This is a genomic window from Cellulomonas sp. NEAU-ZC6, from assembly GCF_056844425.1.
Genome location: NZ_JBXFYH010000001.1, coordinates 515,389 through 530,970 on the forward strand (window position 1 = coordinate 515,389; position 15,582 = coordinate 530,970).

The window sequence follows — 15,582 nt, forward strand, 5'->3', positions numbered from 1 at the left end:
GCGTGGTCCGGTGATCACGTGGCGCTCGGGTGTGGTGGAGAAGGTCGGTCGGGGGTGGACCGGGGCGCTCGAGCTGACGGTCGCCGTCGCGGACGGCGTGCAGGGTCCGGGCCCGGTGAGCGTCCGGGCGCTGGCGTACCCGGAGCTGGTCGGGCGGCCCGCGGTGGGCGACACGGTGCTGCTCAACGTGTCCGCCCTCGCCCGCGGGCTCGGCACCGGCGGCTACGCCCTGGTCGTCGCGCCCGGCACGCTCCCCGCCGACCCCCCGCCCGGGCCGGGGCACCTCGTCAAGGCGCGCTACACCCCGCTGCAGGCGATGGTGCTCGGCGTCGACGACCAGGAGTCCCCGCACCACGAGGTGCTGCGCGACGCCGACGACCTGGCCGGGCTGCCCGTGGTCGTCGCCGACCTGCACTCCGCCCTGCCCGCCGTCGTCGCCGGCATCCGGTACGCCGACGCGCGGGCGTCGGCCGCCGGGTCCGGCGTCCCGCCGCTGCGGGTCGCCTACGTCATGACGGACGGCGGCGCGCTGCCCGCGTGGTTCTCCATGGCCGTCGCCGGGCTGCGCGAGGCCGGCTGGCTCGCGTCGTGCCTCACCGCCGGCCAGGCGTTCGGGGGCGACCACGAGGCCGTCACCGTGCACACCGCCCTGCTCGCCGCCCGGCACGTCGTCGGTGCGGACGTCGTCGTCGTCGCGCAGGGCCCCGGCAACCTCGGGACCGGCACCCGCTGGGGCTTCTCCGGCGTCGCGGCGGGCGAGGCAGTCAACGCCGCGGCGGTGCTCGGCGGGCGGCCCGTCGCGTCGCTGCGCGTCTCCGGCGCCGACCCGCGCGAGCGGCACCTGGGCATCTCGCACCACTCGCTGACGGCCTACGGCCGGGTGGCGCTCGCGCCCGCGGACGTGGTGGTGCCGGTGTTCGACCCCGCGGCGGCACCCGCGGTGGACGCCGCGCCGAGCACCGCCGGCCTCGGCGTGGCCGTGCCCGACGCCGAGGAGCACCCGGAGGCGCACCTCGCGGCCGTCGGCCGGCGCGTCGGGCAGCAGGTGCGGGCACTCGGCGCGCCGGTCGGGCGGCACCGCCTGGTCGACGTGCCCGCCGGGGCGGACCTGCTGGCGGCGCTCGGCGGCTCGCCCGTCCGGCTGTCCACGATGGGGCGCGGGCTGGCGCAGGACCCGGCGGCGTTCCTCGCCGCGGCCGCCGCCGGCGCGCACGCGGCGCGGCTGGCACGCGGGGTCTGAGGTACGCGGAGACCGAGGGCGGTCCGGGCCGCCTCGGTCCCTCCGTCGTCCTCCGTCGTCCCTCAGTCGTCGCGGGACGTGCGCTGGCGCACCGACACCAGCGTCGACAGCCGCCGGGCCTCGCGGCGCGCACGCTCGCCGTCCGAGCGCTGCACGCCCATCACGGCCAGCGTGTCGCCGTCGTCCAGGTCCAGCTGGACCCACGGCCGGCCCTCGCCGAAGCGCACCCAGACGATCTCCGCCCACGCCACGGTGCGGGTGGTGGCCAGGTTGCGCACCCGGAGGCCCTCGGGGGTGGGCGTCGCGGAGACCGTGGCCTGCCGCCAGCAGAACCAGACGATGGCGAGCCCCACCAGGGCGATCCCGGTGCGGTCGGCGATCGAGTACCCGACCAGGCCGACGCCCGGCAGCAGGACCAGCAGCAGCACGGTGGCCACCGCGACGACCACCGCGAGCACGCCCGTCACCAGGCGCGCCGCGCGCGGCCGGAACACCGCGTCGAGCGCGGGTCGCCGGCCGCCGTCGTCGCCCGTGCCCCGGGCCGGTCCGTCCGCCACGCCGCGTCCCGTCAGAGCCGGCACGCGTGGATCGAGGTGACCAGGATCGCGCGGGCGCCCACGTCGTACAGGGCGTCCATCACCCGGTTGGTCTCGGAGCGCCGCACCATGACGCGCACGGCGGCCCACTCGGAGTTGTGCAGCGGCGAGATGGTCGGCGACTCCAGGCCGGGCGTCACGGCGACGGCCCGGTCCACGAGCGCCAGCGGCACGTCGTAGTCCATCAGCACGTACTCCCGCGCGGTGAGCACGCCCTGGATGCGGCGGGTCAGCACGTCGAGCCCGGTGGGCTCCTCGACGTCGACGCGGCGCACGAGCACGGCCTCGGAGCGCAGGATCGGCTCCCCGAACACGTCGAGGCCCGCGGCGCGCAGGGTGGTGCCGGTCTCCACGACGTCCGCGATGACGTCCGCGACGCCCAGGCGGATCGCGGTCTCGACGGCGCCGTCCAGGCGGACGATCTCGGCGGCCTCGACGCCCTGCGCGCGCAGGTACTCGCCGACCAGCACCGGGTACGACGTGGCGACGCGGCGGCCGCCGACCTCGCGCACGTCGTTCATCTGGCCGGCCTGGGTGGCGAACCGGAAGGTCGACCGGGCGAAGCCGAGCTGCAGGTGCTCGGTCGCGGGCGACCCGGAGTCGAGCAGCAGGTCGCGGCCGGTGATGCCGACGTCGACGGTGCCGGTGCCGACGTACACGGCGATGTCGCGCGGACGCAGGAAGAAGAACTCGACCCCGTTGTCGGGGTCGGGCAGGACGAGCTCACGGGAGTCGCGGCGCTGGCGGTAGCCCGCCTCGCGCAGCATCTCGGCGGCGGGCTCGGCGAGCGAGCCCTTGTTCGGGACGGCGATCCTCAGCACGGGGGTGTCCTCAGGGGTTCAGATGTGACGGACGGCGGGGGCGGGTCAGAGGTGGGCGTACACGTCCTCGAGCGTGAGGCCCTTCGCCACCATGAGCACCTGCAGGTGGTAGAGCAGCTGGGAGATCTCCTCCGCGGTGCGCTCGTCGCCCTCGTGCTCGGCGGCCATCCAGACCTCGGCGGCCTCCTCGACGATCTTCTTGCCGATCGCATGGACCCCGGCGTCCAGCTCCTTGACCGTCCCGGACCCGGCGGGCCGGGTCGTCGCCTTGTCGGTGAGCTCTGCGAACAGCGAGTCGAACGTCTTCACGCCCGTCAGGGTAGACGCTCGCGCGGGTGAAGCCGGCACCGCGCTCAGCCCTCGACGCCGGCGGCCGCGGTGACCTGCTGGGGTTCGGCCGCGCGGCGGGCCCGCCACCACACGACGAACCCGGACACCACGACGCCCGCGTAGACCAGGTAGAGGAACGCGGACGGGTAGTACCCGGCGCTCAGCAGCAGCGGCACGCCGACCGCGTCGACGGCGATCCAGATCAGCCAGAACTCGATCCAGCCGCGCGCCATCCCGTACGTCGCCAGCAGCGAGCCGACGAAGATCCACGCGTCGGCCCACGGCCCGTAGGACCCGAGCTCGCGGAACACCAGCGCGCAGACGACGGTGCCGACCACGGCGACGACGCCGATCTGCACCCAGCCGGACGGCCCGGCCCACCGGGGCACCACGGCGGGTGCGTCGGGCTCGCCGTGCTCCCGGCCCGCGCGGCGGGTCTGCGACCACCGGACCCAGCCGTACACGGCGACGGCCACGAAGAACACCTGCCTGCCGGCTTGGCCGTACAGGTCGGTGGCCTGCGGGGTGTGGAACACGCCGCCGAGGAACACCGTGAACAGCAGGACGTTGCCGACGATGCCGACCGGCCACGCCCAGATCTGCCGCCGCAGCCCGCCGAGCGCGGACGCGAGCCCGAACAGGTTGCCGACGACCTCGCGCCACAGGACGGGGTGGCCGGCGACGACCAGCTGGGCGTCGAACAGCCAGGTCAGCAGGTTCACAGCCCGCGCAGCGCGACGACGGTCGCCACGGCGGCCTCCGCGGCCTCCGCCCCCTTGTCCTCGTGCGACCCGGGCAGCCCGGCGCGGTCGAGCGCCTGGGCCTCGTCGTCGCACGTGAGCACGCCGAAGCCGACGGGCACGCCGGTGCTGACCGCGACGTCGGTGAGCCCGAGGGTGGCGGCCTGGCAGACGTAGTCGAAGTGCGGGGTGCCGCCGCGGATGACGACCCCGAGCGCCACGACGGCGTCCACCTCGCCGCCGCGGGCCAGCCGGGCGGCGGCGACGGGCAGCTCGAAGGTGCCCGGGACGCGGATCTCGCGGACGTCCGTGACGCCGGCGGCGGCGAGCGCGCGCCGGGACCCGGCCAGCAGGCCGTCCATGACCTCGGTGTGCCAGCTCGCCGCGACGACGACGACCCGCAGGCCGCTGCCGTCCGTGGTGATGCTGGGTGCGCCGCTGCCGCTCATCGTGCGTCCTCCGTGGGGTGGGTGGTGTCGTGGTCCAGGCCGGGCAGCAGGTGCCCCATCGCCCGCGCCTTGGTGCGCAGGTAGGCCTCGTTGTGCGGGGTGCGCCCGACCTCGAGGCCCCGCACCGCGGTCACCTCGATGCCGTGGGCCGTCAGGCCGGCGACCTTCGCGGGGTTGTTGGTCAGCAGGGTGACCCGGCGGGCGCCGAGGTCCTCGAGGATCGCCGCCGCGGCGCCGTACTCGCGCCGGTCGGCGGGCCAGCCCAGGTCGAGGTTGGCCTCGACCGTGTCCCGACCCTGGTCCTGCAGCGCGTACGCGCCGATCTTGGCGAGCAGCCCGATCCCCCGGCCCTCGTGCCCGCGCAGGTAGACGACGGCACCGCCGTCGCGGGCGGCCAGCTCCAGCGCGGCGTCCAGCTGGGGGCCGCAGTCGCACCGGGCGGATCCGAAGGCGTCGCCCGTGAGGCACTCGGAGTGCACCCGCACCACGGGCACGTCGGCGAGCCCCCGGGCGGCGACCAGCGCCACGTGGTCGGCCCCGGTGCGCAGGTCTCGGTAGGCGTGCACCCGGAACTCGCCGTGCCGGGTCGGCAGCACGGCGGAGCTCGCGCGGTGCACGCGGCGCTCCGGTGCGGTGGCCGCGGCGTCGCCGGCCGTGGCGGGCTCCGTCGGCAGGTCGCCGTGCTCGGTGCGCCAGGCGATCAGGTCGGCGATGGTCAGCACGACCAGGCCGTGCTCGCGGGCGAGCGCCGCGGTGCCGTCGAGCCGCATCATCGTGCCGTCGTCGTTCACCAGCTCGGCGATGGCCGCGACGGGCGCGACCCCGGCCAGCCGGCACAGGTCGACGGCGGCCTCGGTGTGCCCGGCGCGGTGCAGGACGCCGCCGGGGACGGCCCGCAGCGGCAGCACGTGCCCCGGCCGGATCAGGTCCTCCACGCCGGAGGCGGGGTCGGCGAGCACGCGCAGGGTCCGGGTGCGGTCGGCGGCGGAGATGCCCGTCGTGACGCCCGTGGCCGCGTCGACGGTCACGGTGTAGGCGGTCCGGCGCGGGTCCTGGCTGGAGGGGACCATGAGCGGCAGGTCGAGGGCGTCGGCGCGCGCCCCGGTCATCGGGGCGCAGAGGTAGCCGGACGAGTGCCGGATGGTCCAGGCCACCCACTCGGCCGTGGCGAGCTCGGCGGCCAGGATGACGTCGGCCTCGTTCTCGCGGTCGGGCGAGTCGGCGACCAGCACCGGCCGCCCCGCGCGGAGCTCGGCGAGCGCCTGCTCGACGGTGCCGAGCGCGATCTCGGTGGTCACCGGGTCACCGCCAGCAGCCGCTCGACGTACTTGGCCAGGACGTCGACCTCGAGGTTCACCCGCGAGCCGACGGCGGCGCCGCCCAGCGTGGTCTCGGCGAGCGTCGTGGGGATCAGCGAGACGCCGAACCAGTCGTCGCCGACGGCCGTGACGGTCAGCGACACGCCGGCGACCGCGACCGACCCCTTCTCGGCCACGTACCGGGCCAGCGCGGGGTCCAGCGCGACCTCGACCTCGTCCCACCGGGGGCCGGGGTCCCGCCGCCGCACCGTGCCGACGCCGTCGACGTGGCCCTGGACGACGTGCCCGCCGAGCCGGGCGTCGGCCCGCACGGCGCGCTCCAGGTTGACCGGCGCGCCGGGTGCCAGGTCGCCGAGCGCGGTGCGCCGCAGGCTCTCGGGCATGACGTCGACGACGAACGTGCCGTCCCCGGGCAGCTCCGCCACGGTCAGGCAGACGCCGGACACGGCGATGGAGTCGCCGTGCCGGGCGTCCGAGGTGACCAGCGGGCCGCGCACGGTCATGCGTGCGTCCCCGTCGGGGCTGCCGTCCGGAGCCAGGTCGAGCGCCACGACGGTGCCGACCTCCTCCACGATGCCGGTGAACATCAGCGGTCCTCCTCCTGTGCGTCGGCGACGTCGGCCACGACGAGCACGTCGGGCCCCAGCTGCCGCACCTCGCGGGTCCGCAGCCGCAGCGCGTCCCCGATGGTCTCGATCCCCAGGTCCCCCACGGCGGCCCGGCCCGCGCCGAGCAGCACCGGGGCGACGTAGGCGTGCACCTCGTCGACGACGCCGGCGCGCACGAACGCGGCGGCGAGCGTCGGGCCGCCCTCCACGAGCACGCGGCGGGCCTCCCGGGCGTGCAGCGCGGCGAGCACCTCGCGCGGGTCGCGGGTGCGCAGGTGCAGCACCTCCCCGCCGGGGCCGGCCAGCCGCCCGCCGCCCGGCAGGTCCCGCTCGCCGACGACCACGCGCAGGGGCTGGTGCGCGGCGAGGTCGCCGTCGGCCGTCCGGGCCGTGAGCGCCGGGTCGTCGGCGAGCGCCGTCCCCGTCCCGACGACCAGGGCGTCGACCTCCGAGCGCAGGGCGTGCGCGTGGGCCCGCGCCTCAGGCGACGTGATCCACCGGCTCGAGCCGTCAGCCGCGGCGACGCGGCCGTCCAGGGTCGCGGCGGTCTTCAGCGTGACGAACGGGCGACCGCGGCCGACGGCGGTCAGCCAGGGCCGCAGCAGCAGCCGGCCGGCGGTCTCCTCGACGCCCACGACGACGTCCACGCCCGCGGCCCGGAGCCGGGCCGCTCCCCCGCCCGCGACGGGGTTCGGGTCGGGCACGGCCACGACGACCCGCGCGACGCCCGCCTCGAGGAGCGCGACCGAGCACGGGCCGGTGCGGCCGGTGTGGTCGCACGGCTCGAGGGTGACCACCGCGGTCGCGCCGCGGACGTCGTGGCCGCGGTCCCGGGCGTCGGCCAGCGCGGCGACCTCGGCGTGCGGGGTGCCGGCACCGCGGTGCCAGCCCTCGCCCAGGACGGTCCCGCTGGGACCCGCACCGGGGGCCGCGAGCAGCACGCAGCCGACGCGGGGGTTCGGTCCGTGCGCGGGGCCGCGTGCGGCCAGGTCGAGGGCGCGCGCCATCGCGTCCCGCTCGACCGCTGCCCGCCCGTCCATCCGCTCCCGCTCCTCGCCCGTCGGGCTCCGGGGTGCGGGCGGCGCGCAGGTGCACGACGACCACGGCGCACCTGGCTCACGCCGGGCGCACCGCCACGTCTCCTCCCATCCGGACTTTCACCGTCGGTCCTGGAGTTCCACCAGGTCAACCGCTCGCGCCGAGGCGCTTGCGGGTCGCGGACTGTCACCGCCGGCTCGGAATTGCACCGACCCCGGAGCACGTGTGTGTGTTCTGACCAACGATGATGCCACACGCGGCATTCCCGCCCGCGCCGGGCGCCGCGGACCGGACGTCCGGGCCGGGCGCGGGTCGGCGCCGGGTCGGCGTGGGTCAGCGGCGCTCAGCGCGCCGTGGTCGCCGCGTCCGCGAGCTCGCGCAGCGTGTCGATCTCGGCGCCGACGTCCGGCGCCCCGTACACGGCGGACCCGGCCACGAACACGTTCGCCCCGGCCTCGGCGACCCGGCCGATCGTCTCCCGGGACACCCCGCCGTCGACCTGGATCCAGGTGGCCGCGCCCTGCTCGGTGATCGCGGCCCGCAGCCGGCGGATCTTCGGCAGGGTGCCCTCGATGAACGACTGGCCGCCGAACCCGGGCTCGACCGTCATGACCAGCACCATGTCGAACTCGGGCAGCAGGTCCAGCAGCGGCTCGACGGGCGTCGCGGGGCGCAGCGCGATGCTGGCCCGCGCCCCGGCACCCCGGATCTCCCGGGCGAGCCGCACCGCGGCCTGCGCGGCCTCGGCGTGGAACGTGACGGAGGCGGCCCCGGCGCGGGCGTACTCGACGGCCCAGCGGTCCGCGTCCTCGATCATCAGGTGCACGTCCACCGGCACCGGCGACACCTCGATGATCCGCTTGACCACCGGCAGGCCCAGCGTGAGGTTGGGCACGAAGTGGTTGTCCATGACGTCGACGTGCGCGTAGTCGGCCCGGCCGATCGCGTGCAGGTCGCGCTCGAGGTTCGCGAAGTCGGCGGACAGGATGCTGGGGCTGATCAGAGCGGGCACCCGACCAGGGTATCCGCGGGCCCGCGACCTCGCGGGCCAGGCGGTGCGGGTGGTGCCGTGCGGGCCGTGCCTCCTGGGTCAGGCCGTGCGGCGCAGCAGCGTCAGGTGCATCGCGTCCGTGCCGTGGGCGTGCGGCCAGAGCTGGGCGTCCTCCCGCGCGGGCAGGTCCAGCCCCGGCGCGATGCCGTGCAGCACCGCCGGGGCGTCGAGCACCTCGACGGCCAGCCCGGCCTTCGTGGCGGCCCGGGTGGCGTCGAGCACGACCAGCCGCGTCTCGGCGAGGACCGGCGAGCACGTCACGTACGCGACGACGCCGCCGGGCCGGACGGCGCGCAGCGCCGAGCCGAGCAGCTCGCGCTGCAGCTGCGTGAGCTGCGCCAGGTCGGACGGCGTGCGGCGCCACCGGGACTCGGGCCGGCGGCGCAGAGCCCCCAGGCCGGTGCACGGGGCGTCGAGCAGGACCCGGTCGTACCCGCCGGGCTCGAGCTCGCCGACCTCGCGGCCGTCGCCGACGCGCACGTCCTCGACGGCACCGTCGGGCACCGCCGCGACGGCCTGGCGCACGAGCCGCGCGCGGTGCGGCTGGACCTCGTTCGCGACGAGCCGGGCGCCGCGCTCCCCCGCCAGCGCGGCGAGCAGGGCCGCCTTGCCGCCGGGTCCGGCGCACAGGTCCAGCCAGCGGGTGTCGGGTCCGTCGAGCGGCGCCTCGGCGAGCGCGAGCGCGACCAGCTGGCTGCCCTCGTCCTGGACACCGGCCCGGCCGGCGCGCACGTCGGCGAGACCCGCAGGGTCGCCACCGCCCGCGAGCGTGACGGCGGTCGGCGACCAGCGGCCCGGGGTGGCGTCCGGGCCGGCGGCGGCGAGCAACGCGTCGCGCTCCGTGAGGCCGGGACGCGCGACGAGCGACACCCGCGGCGCCTCGTTGTCCGCGGCGAGCAGGTCGCCGAGCTCGCCGGCGGTGCGGCCGTGGCCGACCAGCGCCTCGCGCAGCGCCCGGGTGACCCACGCCGGGTGGCTGTCGACCACGGAGCGGCGCGCGACCTCGTCGGACTCCGCGGGGTCGGCGGCGTCCCCGATCCGTGCCAGCCACACGTCGAGCGGCTCCCGCGACACGGCGCGCAGCACCGCGTTCGCGAACTGCGCGGGACCGGCACCGATCTGCTCGCGGACCAGGCCGACGGTCTCGGACACGGCGGCGTGCGGGGGCACGCGCATCCCGAGCAGCTGGTGCGCGCCGAGCCGCAACGCGTCGAGCACGGGCGGGTCGATCTGGTCGAGCGGCCGGCCGGCGCACTGCTCGACGATCGCGTCGTACCGGCCGCGCAGCCGCAGCGTGCCGTAGGCGAGCTCGGTGGCGAAGCCCGCGTCGCGGCCGCGGATGCCCCGCTCGCGCAGCAGGGGCGGCAGGACCAGGTTGGCGTAGGCGTCGGACTCGTCGACCGTGCGCAGCACCTCGAACGCCGCCGTGCGGGCGGGGTCGCCGCCACGGCGACGCTGGGCCGGCGCCGCGGCGGTGCGCTGCCGGGGACCGCGCCGGGCGCCGCCGCCCTGCGGCTGCTGCCCGCCCTGGCCGCCCTGCCCGCGCTGACCGCCCTGGCTCCCCCGACCGCCCTGGCCGCGCTGCTGCTCGCCGCTCACGCCGTCGCCCCCTCGGCCCCGACAACGGTGCCCTCGTCGAGGCGCGCGCCGCGCGCCCAGTCCGCGGCGGCCATGCCGCGCTTGCCGGCGGGCCGGACCTCGCCGAGCCGGACCGCGTGCGTGCCGGTGCCGACCAGCACCTCGCCGCGGCCGACGCGCACCTGGCCGGGCCGCAGGTCGGTGACCTCGGGCGCGAGCCGCACGGGGCCGAGCCCCAGGCGGGTGCCGTCGGGCAGGGTGGTCCACGCGCCGGGGGCCGGCGTGCAGCCGCGCACCCGCCGGTCGACGGCCATCGCGGGGTGCTGCCAGCGGACGCGGGCGTCCTCGGTGGTCAGCCGCGGCGCGAGGCTGACGCCGTCGGCGGGCTGCGGGACCGGCGTGAGGATGCCGTCCTCCAGCGCGTCGAGGGTCTTCACGAGCAGGTCGGACCCGGCTGCCGCGAGCCGGTCGAGCAGGTCGCCGGAGGTGTCGAGCGGCCGGATGGTCTCGGTCAGCATGCCGAGCACCGGGCCGGTGTCCAGCCCGGCCTCGAGGCGGAACGTGCTGGCACCGGTGACCTCGTCGCCGGCGATGATCGCGTGCTGCACGGGGGCGGCGCCGCGCCAGGCGGGCAGCACCGAGAAGTGCAGGTTCACCCAGCCGTGCCGCGGCAGGTCGAGCACCGCGGGCGGGACGAGGTTGCCGTACGCCACGACGGGTGCGGCGTCGGGTGCGATCTCGGCGAGCCGCGCCTGGACCTCGGGGTCCTTGAGCGTGGCCGGCGTCAGCACCTCCAGCCCCTCGTCCAGGGCGCGCTGCTTGACCGGGCTGGGCGTCAGCGTCCGGCCGCGGCCGGCGCGGGCGTCGGGCCGGGTGAGGACGGCGACGACCTCGTGACGGGAGGCGAGCAGGGCATCCAGCGAGGGCAGCGCCACCGCGGGCGTCCCGGCGAAGAGCAGGCGCATGGGCACCGATCCTAGTGCCGCTGCGTGCTCGGCCGGCCCTCAGCCCCCGAGGCCGCCGAACAGCAGCGAGACCATCATCGCCACGACCACCGAGTTGAACGTGAACGCGAGCAGCACGTGCGCCCGCACCACGCCCCACGCCTCGCGGGACCGGATCTGCGCGGACACGGTCGCCGCCATGGCGGACAGGAGGATCGCGAGGGTGAGGTAGTCGGTGAACCGCGGGTCGCCCTCGAGCTCCATCACGACGTGCCGGGTGCCGTCGGCGCGCCGGCCGCTGTCGAGCCGCAGGTACTGCAGCGCGAACGCGTACGCCATGAGGGCCCACGAGCACGCGACGCACAGCAGGCCGGCCCCGACGTACAGCCAGTCGCCGCGGAACGCCGGGTCCTGGGCGACGAGGACCGTCACGACGACCGCGACGACGGCCGCGGACAGGGTCCAGCTGGACGCGCCGCCGTAGTCGAGCAGCCGGGACCACCAGCGCCGCCCCCGCTCCGACTCGCGCCGGCTGGTCTGCACCAGGGCGCGGGGGCCGCGGCGCGCGTAGGTGAGGTGCGTCCACACCAGGTAGACCACGACGAACACCGGCCAGAACGCGAGGTAGGTCACCACGGCGACCGACGCGGCGTCCTCCGTCCCGCGGAGCAGGACGGCGCCGATGCCGGCGGCCAGGGCGACCAGGGAGCTCCAGTTGGCGCGGGCGGTGTCGCTGACGTAGCGCGTGCTGGCCATGGCGACGATCCAACCACGCACGTCCCGGCACGGGCCGGCAGGGGCGCGGGCCCGGGCGTGCAGGTCAGGCGGGCAGCGCGCCGCGCGCGACCAGCTCCGCCCGCAGCGCGGCGGCCGACGTGAACAGCACGGCCTGGTACCCCAGCGCGGCCGCGCCCTCGACGTTGGCGGGGCTGTCGTCGGTGAAGACGGTGCGCGCCGGGTCGAGGTGGTGCCGCTCGGCCAGCACCCGGAAGATCCGCGGGTCGGGCTTCACGACGCCCTCGTGGCCGGAGACGACGACGGCCTCGAGGCGGCCGATCACCGGGGCGGCGGGGACGGCGTGGTGGTAGGTCTCGGCGGACCAGTTGGTCAGGCCGAGCACCCGCACGCCCGCGGCCCGCAGGTCGTCGACGACCTCCGCGCTGCCCGGCACGGGGCCCGGCAGGGCGTGCGCGAACCGCTCGACGTACAGGTCGAGCAGCGGCGCGTGCTGGGGGTGGGTGCGCGCCACCTCGGCGCGCGCCTCGCGCCACGGCCGGCCGGCGTCCTGCCGGAGGTTGAGCGCCGGGAAGTCGACGTCGGCGAAGAACTGCTCGACCTCGGCGTCGGTGAGCCGGCCGTCGAACGCGCGGGCGGCCTCCCAGCGGACCAGGACGTTGCCCAGGTCGAACACGACGGCGTCGACGGGTGCGCGGGTCACAGCATCTCCTCGGGGTCGAGCCGGACGCGGACGGACCCGCCCTCGCGGCGCGCGCTGCGCACGGCGAGCGACGCCGCCAGCGACCGGGCCAGGGCCCGGCCGTGCGCGACCGGTACCCGCACCAGCGTGCGGACGGGCGGGTCGAGCGACTCCTGCACGGCGGTGGCGCCGTGCGCGAGCGGTTCGGGCAGCGGGACCGGGCCGAGCACGTCGGAGCCGGGCGGGAGCTCGACGCGCGCGAGCACCGCGGCGACGACCTCGCGGGTGCCGGTGAGCTCGGCGACCCGGACGACGGGCGGCAGCCGGACCTCGGCCCGCTCGGCCAGCTCGCGCTCGGCCAGGCCCACGGGGTCCCAGCGCACCAGCGCCTGCGTGGGCCGCTCGGCGCCGTCGCCGACCAGCAGCACGACGCCGCCGTCCCGCGCGGGCCGGACGAGCGCCGCGGCGGCGAGCCACGTGCGCAGGGCGTCCTCGGTCGCGCGCAGGGAGGTCGACCCGGTGGTCACGGCGGCGTCGAGCAGCACGGCGGCGGCGTACCCGCCCACGGCGACCGGCTCGGCACCGATCGTCGACACCACCAGCGCCGGCCGGTCGGGCACCTCCGCGAGGACGCCGCCCGCCGACCGGGCCCCGGACGTCCGCACGGTCGCGCCCGGGAACGCGCGGCCGAGCTCCTCGGCGGTGCGGTCGGACCCCACGGCCACGGAGCGGAAGGTGCCGTTGCCGCACGCCTCGCACCGCCACCCGATCGCGAGGCGGCCGCACCAGCGGCACTGCGCGGCACCGTCGCCCGACCCGATCTGCAGGGGGCCGTGGCAGTGCGCGCAGCGGGCGATCTCCCGGCACCGGGCGCAGGCCACGGCGGGCAGGTAGCCGGCGCGCGGGACCTGGACCAGCACGGGCCCGTCGGCCAGCCGCTCCCGGATGGTGCGCCACGCCTCGCCGGGCAGCCGTGCCGCGGCGGCGGCGCCCTCGCGGGCCAGCTCCAGGCTGGTCAGCGCGCGCACCCGCGGGGTGCGCGCCCGCACCACGTCGCGGTCGGCGGCGACCGGGCGGACCCAGCCGGACTCGACGAGGGCCTGCACCTCCGTGGACCGGGCGTGCGCGGCGAGCAGCAGCCCGCAGCCCTCCAGCTCGGCGCGCAGGCCCAGCACCTCGCGCACGTGCGGGTACGGGGCGCGCGGCTCGGCGTGCAGGTCGTCCCCGTCGTCCCAGCAGACCGCCAGGCCGAGGTCCCGCACCGGCGCGAACGCGGCGGCGCGGGTGCCGACGACCACCCGGGCGTGCCCGCGCAGCGCGGCGAGGTAGGCCCGGTACCGGCGGGACGGGCCGTCGTCGGCCATCAGCCGGACGTGGGAGGCGTCGGTGCCGTCCGGCGACCACGCGGGCACGCCGGCCGCCACGAGCGCGGCGCAGACGCGGTCGACGTCCCGGGCGTCGGGCACGACGACGAGCGCGCCGCGGCCGCTCGCGAGCGTGGCGGCGGCGGCCTGCGCCACGGCGTCGGGCCAGCGCTCCCCCGCGTCCCCGGGCAGCGCCGACCACGCGGCGCGCGGCGCGCCGCCGGCGGTGAGGTGCGCGAGGAACGCCGGGCCGCCGCGGTAGGGCGTCCACGCAGGCCCTGCGGGCACGGGCGTGGCGCCGGCGGCCGGGGTCGGGCGCGGGCGCGGGCCGTCTGCGGGCGGGTCGTCGGACGGCGGGGTGTCGGACGGGGTGGCGCCCGGCGGCACCTCCGCCTCGGTCCGGGCGTGCCGCGGCGGCACGGCGAGCCGGAGCACGTCGGCGAGCGTCCCGGCGTACCGGTCGGCGACGGCCCGTGCGAGCCGCGCGACGGCGGGCGTCAGCACGGGCTCGGCGGAGACCACCCGGCGCAGCGGCACGAGAGCCCCGTCGTGCTCGGGCTCGGCCGTGCGGTCGAGCACGAAGCCGTCGACGTCCTGGGCGCCGAACCGCACCTTGACCCGGGTGCCGGCCACGGCCGCGTCGGCGAGCGTGGCCGGCACCAGGTACTCGAACGGCCGGTCGAGGTGCGCGGGCGACAGCTCGACCGCGACCCGGGCGACGGGCAGGTCGGCGGCGGGCTCGACGTCGACGTCCCGCGCCCGCGCACGACGGCGCGGGCGCGGGGACGCCGGCGCGTCGAGCCCGCTGAGCGTGGGCTGCTCCGGGGTTCCGGTCGCCCCCGTCGTCATCGACCCACCGGCACCGGGGGCGCTCAGGCGAGCGCGGAGCGCAGCGCGTCCACGCGGTCCGTGCGCTCCCAGGTGAAGTCGGGCAGCTCGCGGCCGAAGTGCCCGTAGGCCGCGGTCTGCCGGTAGATGGGCCGCAGCAGGTCCAGGTCGCGGATGATCGCGGCCGGGCGCAGGTCGAACACCTCGCGGATGGCGGCGGTCAGGCGGTCCAGCGGCACGGTCTCGGTGCCGAAGGTCTCCACGTACAGGCCGACGGGGTGCGCCTTGCCGATGGCGTAGGCGACCTGCACCTCGCAGCGGCGGGCCAGGCCCGCGGCCACGACGTTCTTGGCGACCCACCGCATGGCGTAGGCGGCGGAGCGGTCGACCTTCGACGGGTCCTTGCCGGAGAACGCGCCGCCGCCGTGGCGCGCCATGCCGCCGTAGGTGTCGACGATGATCTTGCGACCGGTCAGGCCGGCGTCGCCCTGCGGACCGCCGACGACGAACTGCCCGGTCGGGTTGACCAGCAGCCGGTAGTCGCTCGTGTCCAGGTCCAGGCCCGCGGCCTCGAGCACCGGGTTGACGACGTGCTCGGCGATGGCCGGCGCGAGCTCGGCCTCGAGCTGCACCGACGGGCCGTGCTGGGTGGAGAGCACGACGGTGTCGAGGCGGACCGCCCGGTCGCCGTCGTAGCCGACGGTCACCTGGGTCTTGCCGTCGGGGCGCAGCTCGGGGACGACGCCCTCCTTGCGGACCAGCGCGAGGCGCTCGGCCAGCCGGTGCGACAGGTAGATCGGCAGCGGCAGCAGGCTGGCGGTGTCGTCGGAGGCGTAGCCGAACATGAGGCCCTGGTCGCCGGCACCCTGCAGGTCGAGCGGGTCGTGGTCCTCGGCGTCCTGGCGGGACTCCCACGCCTTGTCGACGCCCTGGGCGATGTCGGGCGACTGCTGGCCGATCGACACGGACACGCCGCACGAGTCGCCGTCGAAGCCGATGTCCGAGGAGGTGTAGCCGATGCCGCGCACGACCTGGCGGACGATCTGCGGGATCTCGACGTACGCGGACGTGGTGACCTCGCCGGCCACGTGCACGAGGCCCGTGGTCACCATGGTCTCGACGGCCACGCGCGCCGTCGGGTCCTGCTCCAGGATCGCGTCCAGGATCGCGTCCGAGATCTGGTCGCAGACCTTGTCCGGGTGCCCCTCGGTCACGGACTCGGACGTGAACAGGCGCGTGTCAGCTGTCGTCATGCCGGA

General features: G+C 77.3%; 16 protein-coding genes and 1 riboswitch. Of the genes, 1 reads left to right on the plus strand and 15 read right to left on the minus strand.

Annotated elements, in window-relative coordinates:
• The first annotated feature begins 10 nt into the window (after positions 1-10).
• Complete coding sequence (locus AC1050_RS02450; RefSeq protein WP_482385792.1) at positions 11-1,240, plus strand: DUF3866 family protein; 1,230 nt, start codon at positions 11-13, stop codon at positions 1,238-1,240.
• Between the two features lie 62 nt (positions 1,241-1,302).
• On the opposite strand, the gene AC1050_RS02455 is transcribed toward AC1050_RS02450, so the two are convergent.
• The 15 genes from AC1050_RS02455 to metK form a co-directional block, all read right to left on the minus strand.
• The gene (locus AC1050_RS02455; RefSeq protein ID WP_482385793.1) at positions 1,303-1,797 is read right to left on the minus strand and encodes a PH domain-containing protein; all 495 of its coding nucleotides are present in this window, start codon (positions 1,795-1,797) and stop codon (positions 1,303-1,305) included.
• Positions 1,798-1,808: 11 nt separating this feature from the next.
• Complete coding sequence (hisG, locus tag AC1050_RS02460) at positions 1,809-2,657, minus strand: ATP phosphoribosyltransferase (RefSeq protein WP_482385794.1); 849 nt, start codon at positions 2,655-2,657, stop codon at positions 1,809-1,811.
• A gap of 45 nt (positions 2,658-2,702) precedes the next feature.
• Positions 2,703-2,966: a phosphoribosyl-ATP diphosphatase gene (locus AC1050_RS02465; RefSeq protein WP_482385795.1), complete on the minus strand. Its 264-nt coding sequence runs from the start codon at positions 2,964-2,966 to the stop codon at positions 2,703-2,705.
• Positions 2,967-3,010: 44 nt separating this feature from the next.
• Positions 3,011-3,709: a nicotinamide riboside transporter PnuC gene (gene pnuC / locus AC1050_RS02470; protein ID WP_482385796.1), complete on the minus strand. Its 699-nt coding sequence runs from the start codon at positions 3,707-3,709 to the stop codon at positions 3,011-3,013.
• Positions 3,706-4,176: a 6,7-dimethyl-8-ribityllumazine synthase gene (gene ribH / locus AC1050_RS02475; RefSeq protein WP_482385797.1), complete on the minus strand. Its 471-nt coding sequence runs from the start codon at positions 4,174-4,176 to the stop codon at positions 3,706-3,708. The genes pnuC and ribH overlap by 4 nt, the downstream gene beginning before the upstream one ends.
• Positions 4,173-5,474, minus strand: coding sequence for a 3,4-dihydroxy-2-butanone-4-phosphate synthase (gene ribB / locus AC1050_RS02480; protein ID WP_482385798.1), 1,302 nt, complete (start codon positions 5,472-5,474; stop codon positions 4,173-4,175). The genes ribH and ribB overlap by 4 nt, the downstream gene beginning before the upstream one ends.
• On the minus strand, positions 5,471-6,082 hold the full coding sequence (locus tag AC1050_RS02485; RefSeq protein WP_482385799.1) for a riboflavin synthase: 612 nt from the start codon (positions 6,080-6,082) through the stop codon (positions 5,471-5,473). The genes ribB and AC1050_RS02485 overlap by 4 nt, the downstream gene beginning before the upstream one ends.
• Entirely contained in the window at positions 6,082-7,143 is a 1,062-nt protein-coding gene (gene ribD / locus AC1050_RS02490; protein WP_482385800.1) for a bifunctional diaminohydroxyphosphoribosylaminopyrimidine deaminase/5-amino-6-(5-phosphoribosylamino)uracil reductase RibD, read from the minus strand. Before ribD ends, AC1050_RS02485 begins: the two co-directional genes overlap by 1 nt.
• 93 nt (positions 7,144-7,236) lie before the next feature.
• A riboswitch (FMN riboswitch) is annotated at positions 7,237-7,368 on the minus strand.
• A gap of 116 nt (positions 7,369-7,484) precedes the next feature.
• Positions 7,485-8,153: a ribulose-phosphate 3-epimerase gene (rpe, locus tag AC1050_RS02495; RefSeq protein WP_482385801.1), complete on the minus strand. Its 669-nt coding sequence runs from the start codon at positions 8,151-8,153 to the stop codon at positions 7,485-7,487.
• A gap of 78 nt (positions 8,154-8,231) precedes the next feature.
• On the minus strand, positions 8,232-9,791 hold the full coding sequence (locus AC1050_RS02500; protein ID WP_482385802.1) for an RsmB/NOP family class I SAM-dependent RNA methyltransferase: 1,560 nt from the start codon (positions 9,789-9,791) through the stop codon (positions 8,232-8,234).
• Complete coding sequence (gene fmt, locus AC1050_RS02505; RefSeq protein WP_482385803.1) at positions 9,788-10,735, minus strand: methionyl-tRNA formyltransferase; 948 nt, start codon at positions 10,733-10,735, stop codon at positions 9,788-9,790. The genes AC1050_RS02500 and fmt overlap by 4 nt, the downstream gene beginning before the upstream one ends.
• Positions 10,736-10,774: 39 nt before the next feature.
• The gene (locus AC1050_RS02510) at positions 10,775-11,470 is read right to left on the minus strand and encodes a DUF1345 domain-containing protein (protein ID WP_482385804.1); all 696 of its coding nucleotides are present in this window, start codon (positions 11,468-11,470) and stop codon (positions 10,775-10,777) included.
• A gap of 64 nt (positions 11,471-11,534) precedes the next feature.
• Positions 11,535-12,152, minus strand: coding sequence for an HAD family hydrolase (locus tag AC1050_RS02515; RefSeq protein WP_482385805.1), 618 nt, complete (start codon positions 12,150-12,152; stop codon positions 11,535-11,537).
• Entirely contained in the window at positions 12,149-14,344 is a 2,196-nt protein-coding gene (locus tag AC1050_RS02520) for a primosomal protein N' (protein ID WP_482385806.1), read from the minus strand. The genes AC1050_RS02515 and AC1050_RS02520 overlap by 4 nt, the downstream gene beginning before the upstream one ends.
• A 23-nt stretch (positions 14,345-14,367) precedes the next feature.
• Positions 14,368-15,576, minus strand: a complete 1,209-nt coding sequence (metK, locus tag AC1050_RS02525; protein WP_482385807.1) for a methionine adenosyltransferase — start codon at positions 15,574-15,576, stop codon at positions 14,368-14,370.
• Positions 15,577-15,582 lie beyond the last annotated feature (6 nt).

Coding starts and splice junctions, on each gene's coding strand:
- ribH (WP_482385797.1), bottom strand. CDS start 4,176: ATGAGCGGCAGCGGCGCACCCAGCATCACCACGGACGGCAGCGGCCTG.
- AC1050_RS02485 (WP_482385799.1), bottom strand. CDS start 6,082: ATGTTCACCGGCATCGTGGAGGAGGTCGGCACCGTCGTGGCGCTCGAC.
- ribD (WP_482385800.1), bottom strand. CDS start 7,143: ATGGACGGGCGGGCAGCGGTCGAGCGGGACGCGATGGCGCGCGCCCTC.
- fmt (WP_482385803.1), bottom strand. CDS start 10,735: ATGCGCCTGCTCTTCGCCGGGACGCCCGCGGTGGCGCTGCCCTCGCTG.
- AC1050_RS02510 (WP_482385804.1), bottom strand. CDS start 11,470: ATGGCCAGCACGCGCTACGTCAGCGACACCGCCCGCGCCAACTGGAGC.
- AC1050_RS02520 (WP_482385806.1), bottom strand. CDS start 14,344: ATGACGACGGGGGCGACCGGAACCCCGGAGCAGCCCACGCTCAGCGGG.
- metK (WP_482385807.1), bottom strand. CDS start 15,576: ATGACGACAGCTGACACGCGCCTGTTCACGTCCGAGTCCGTGACCGAG.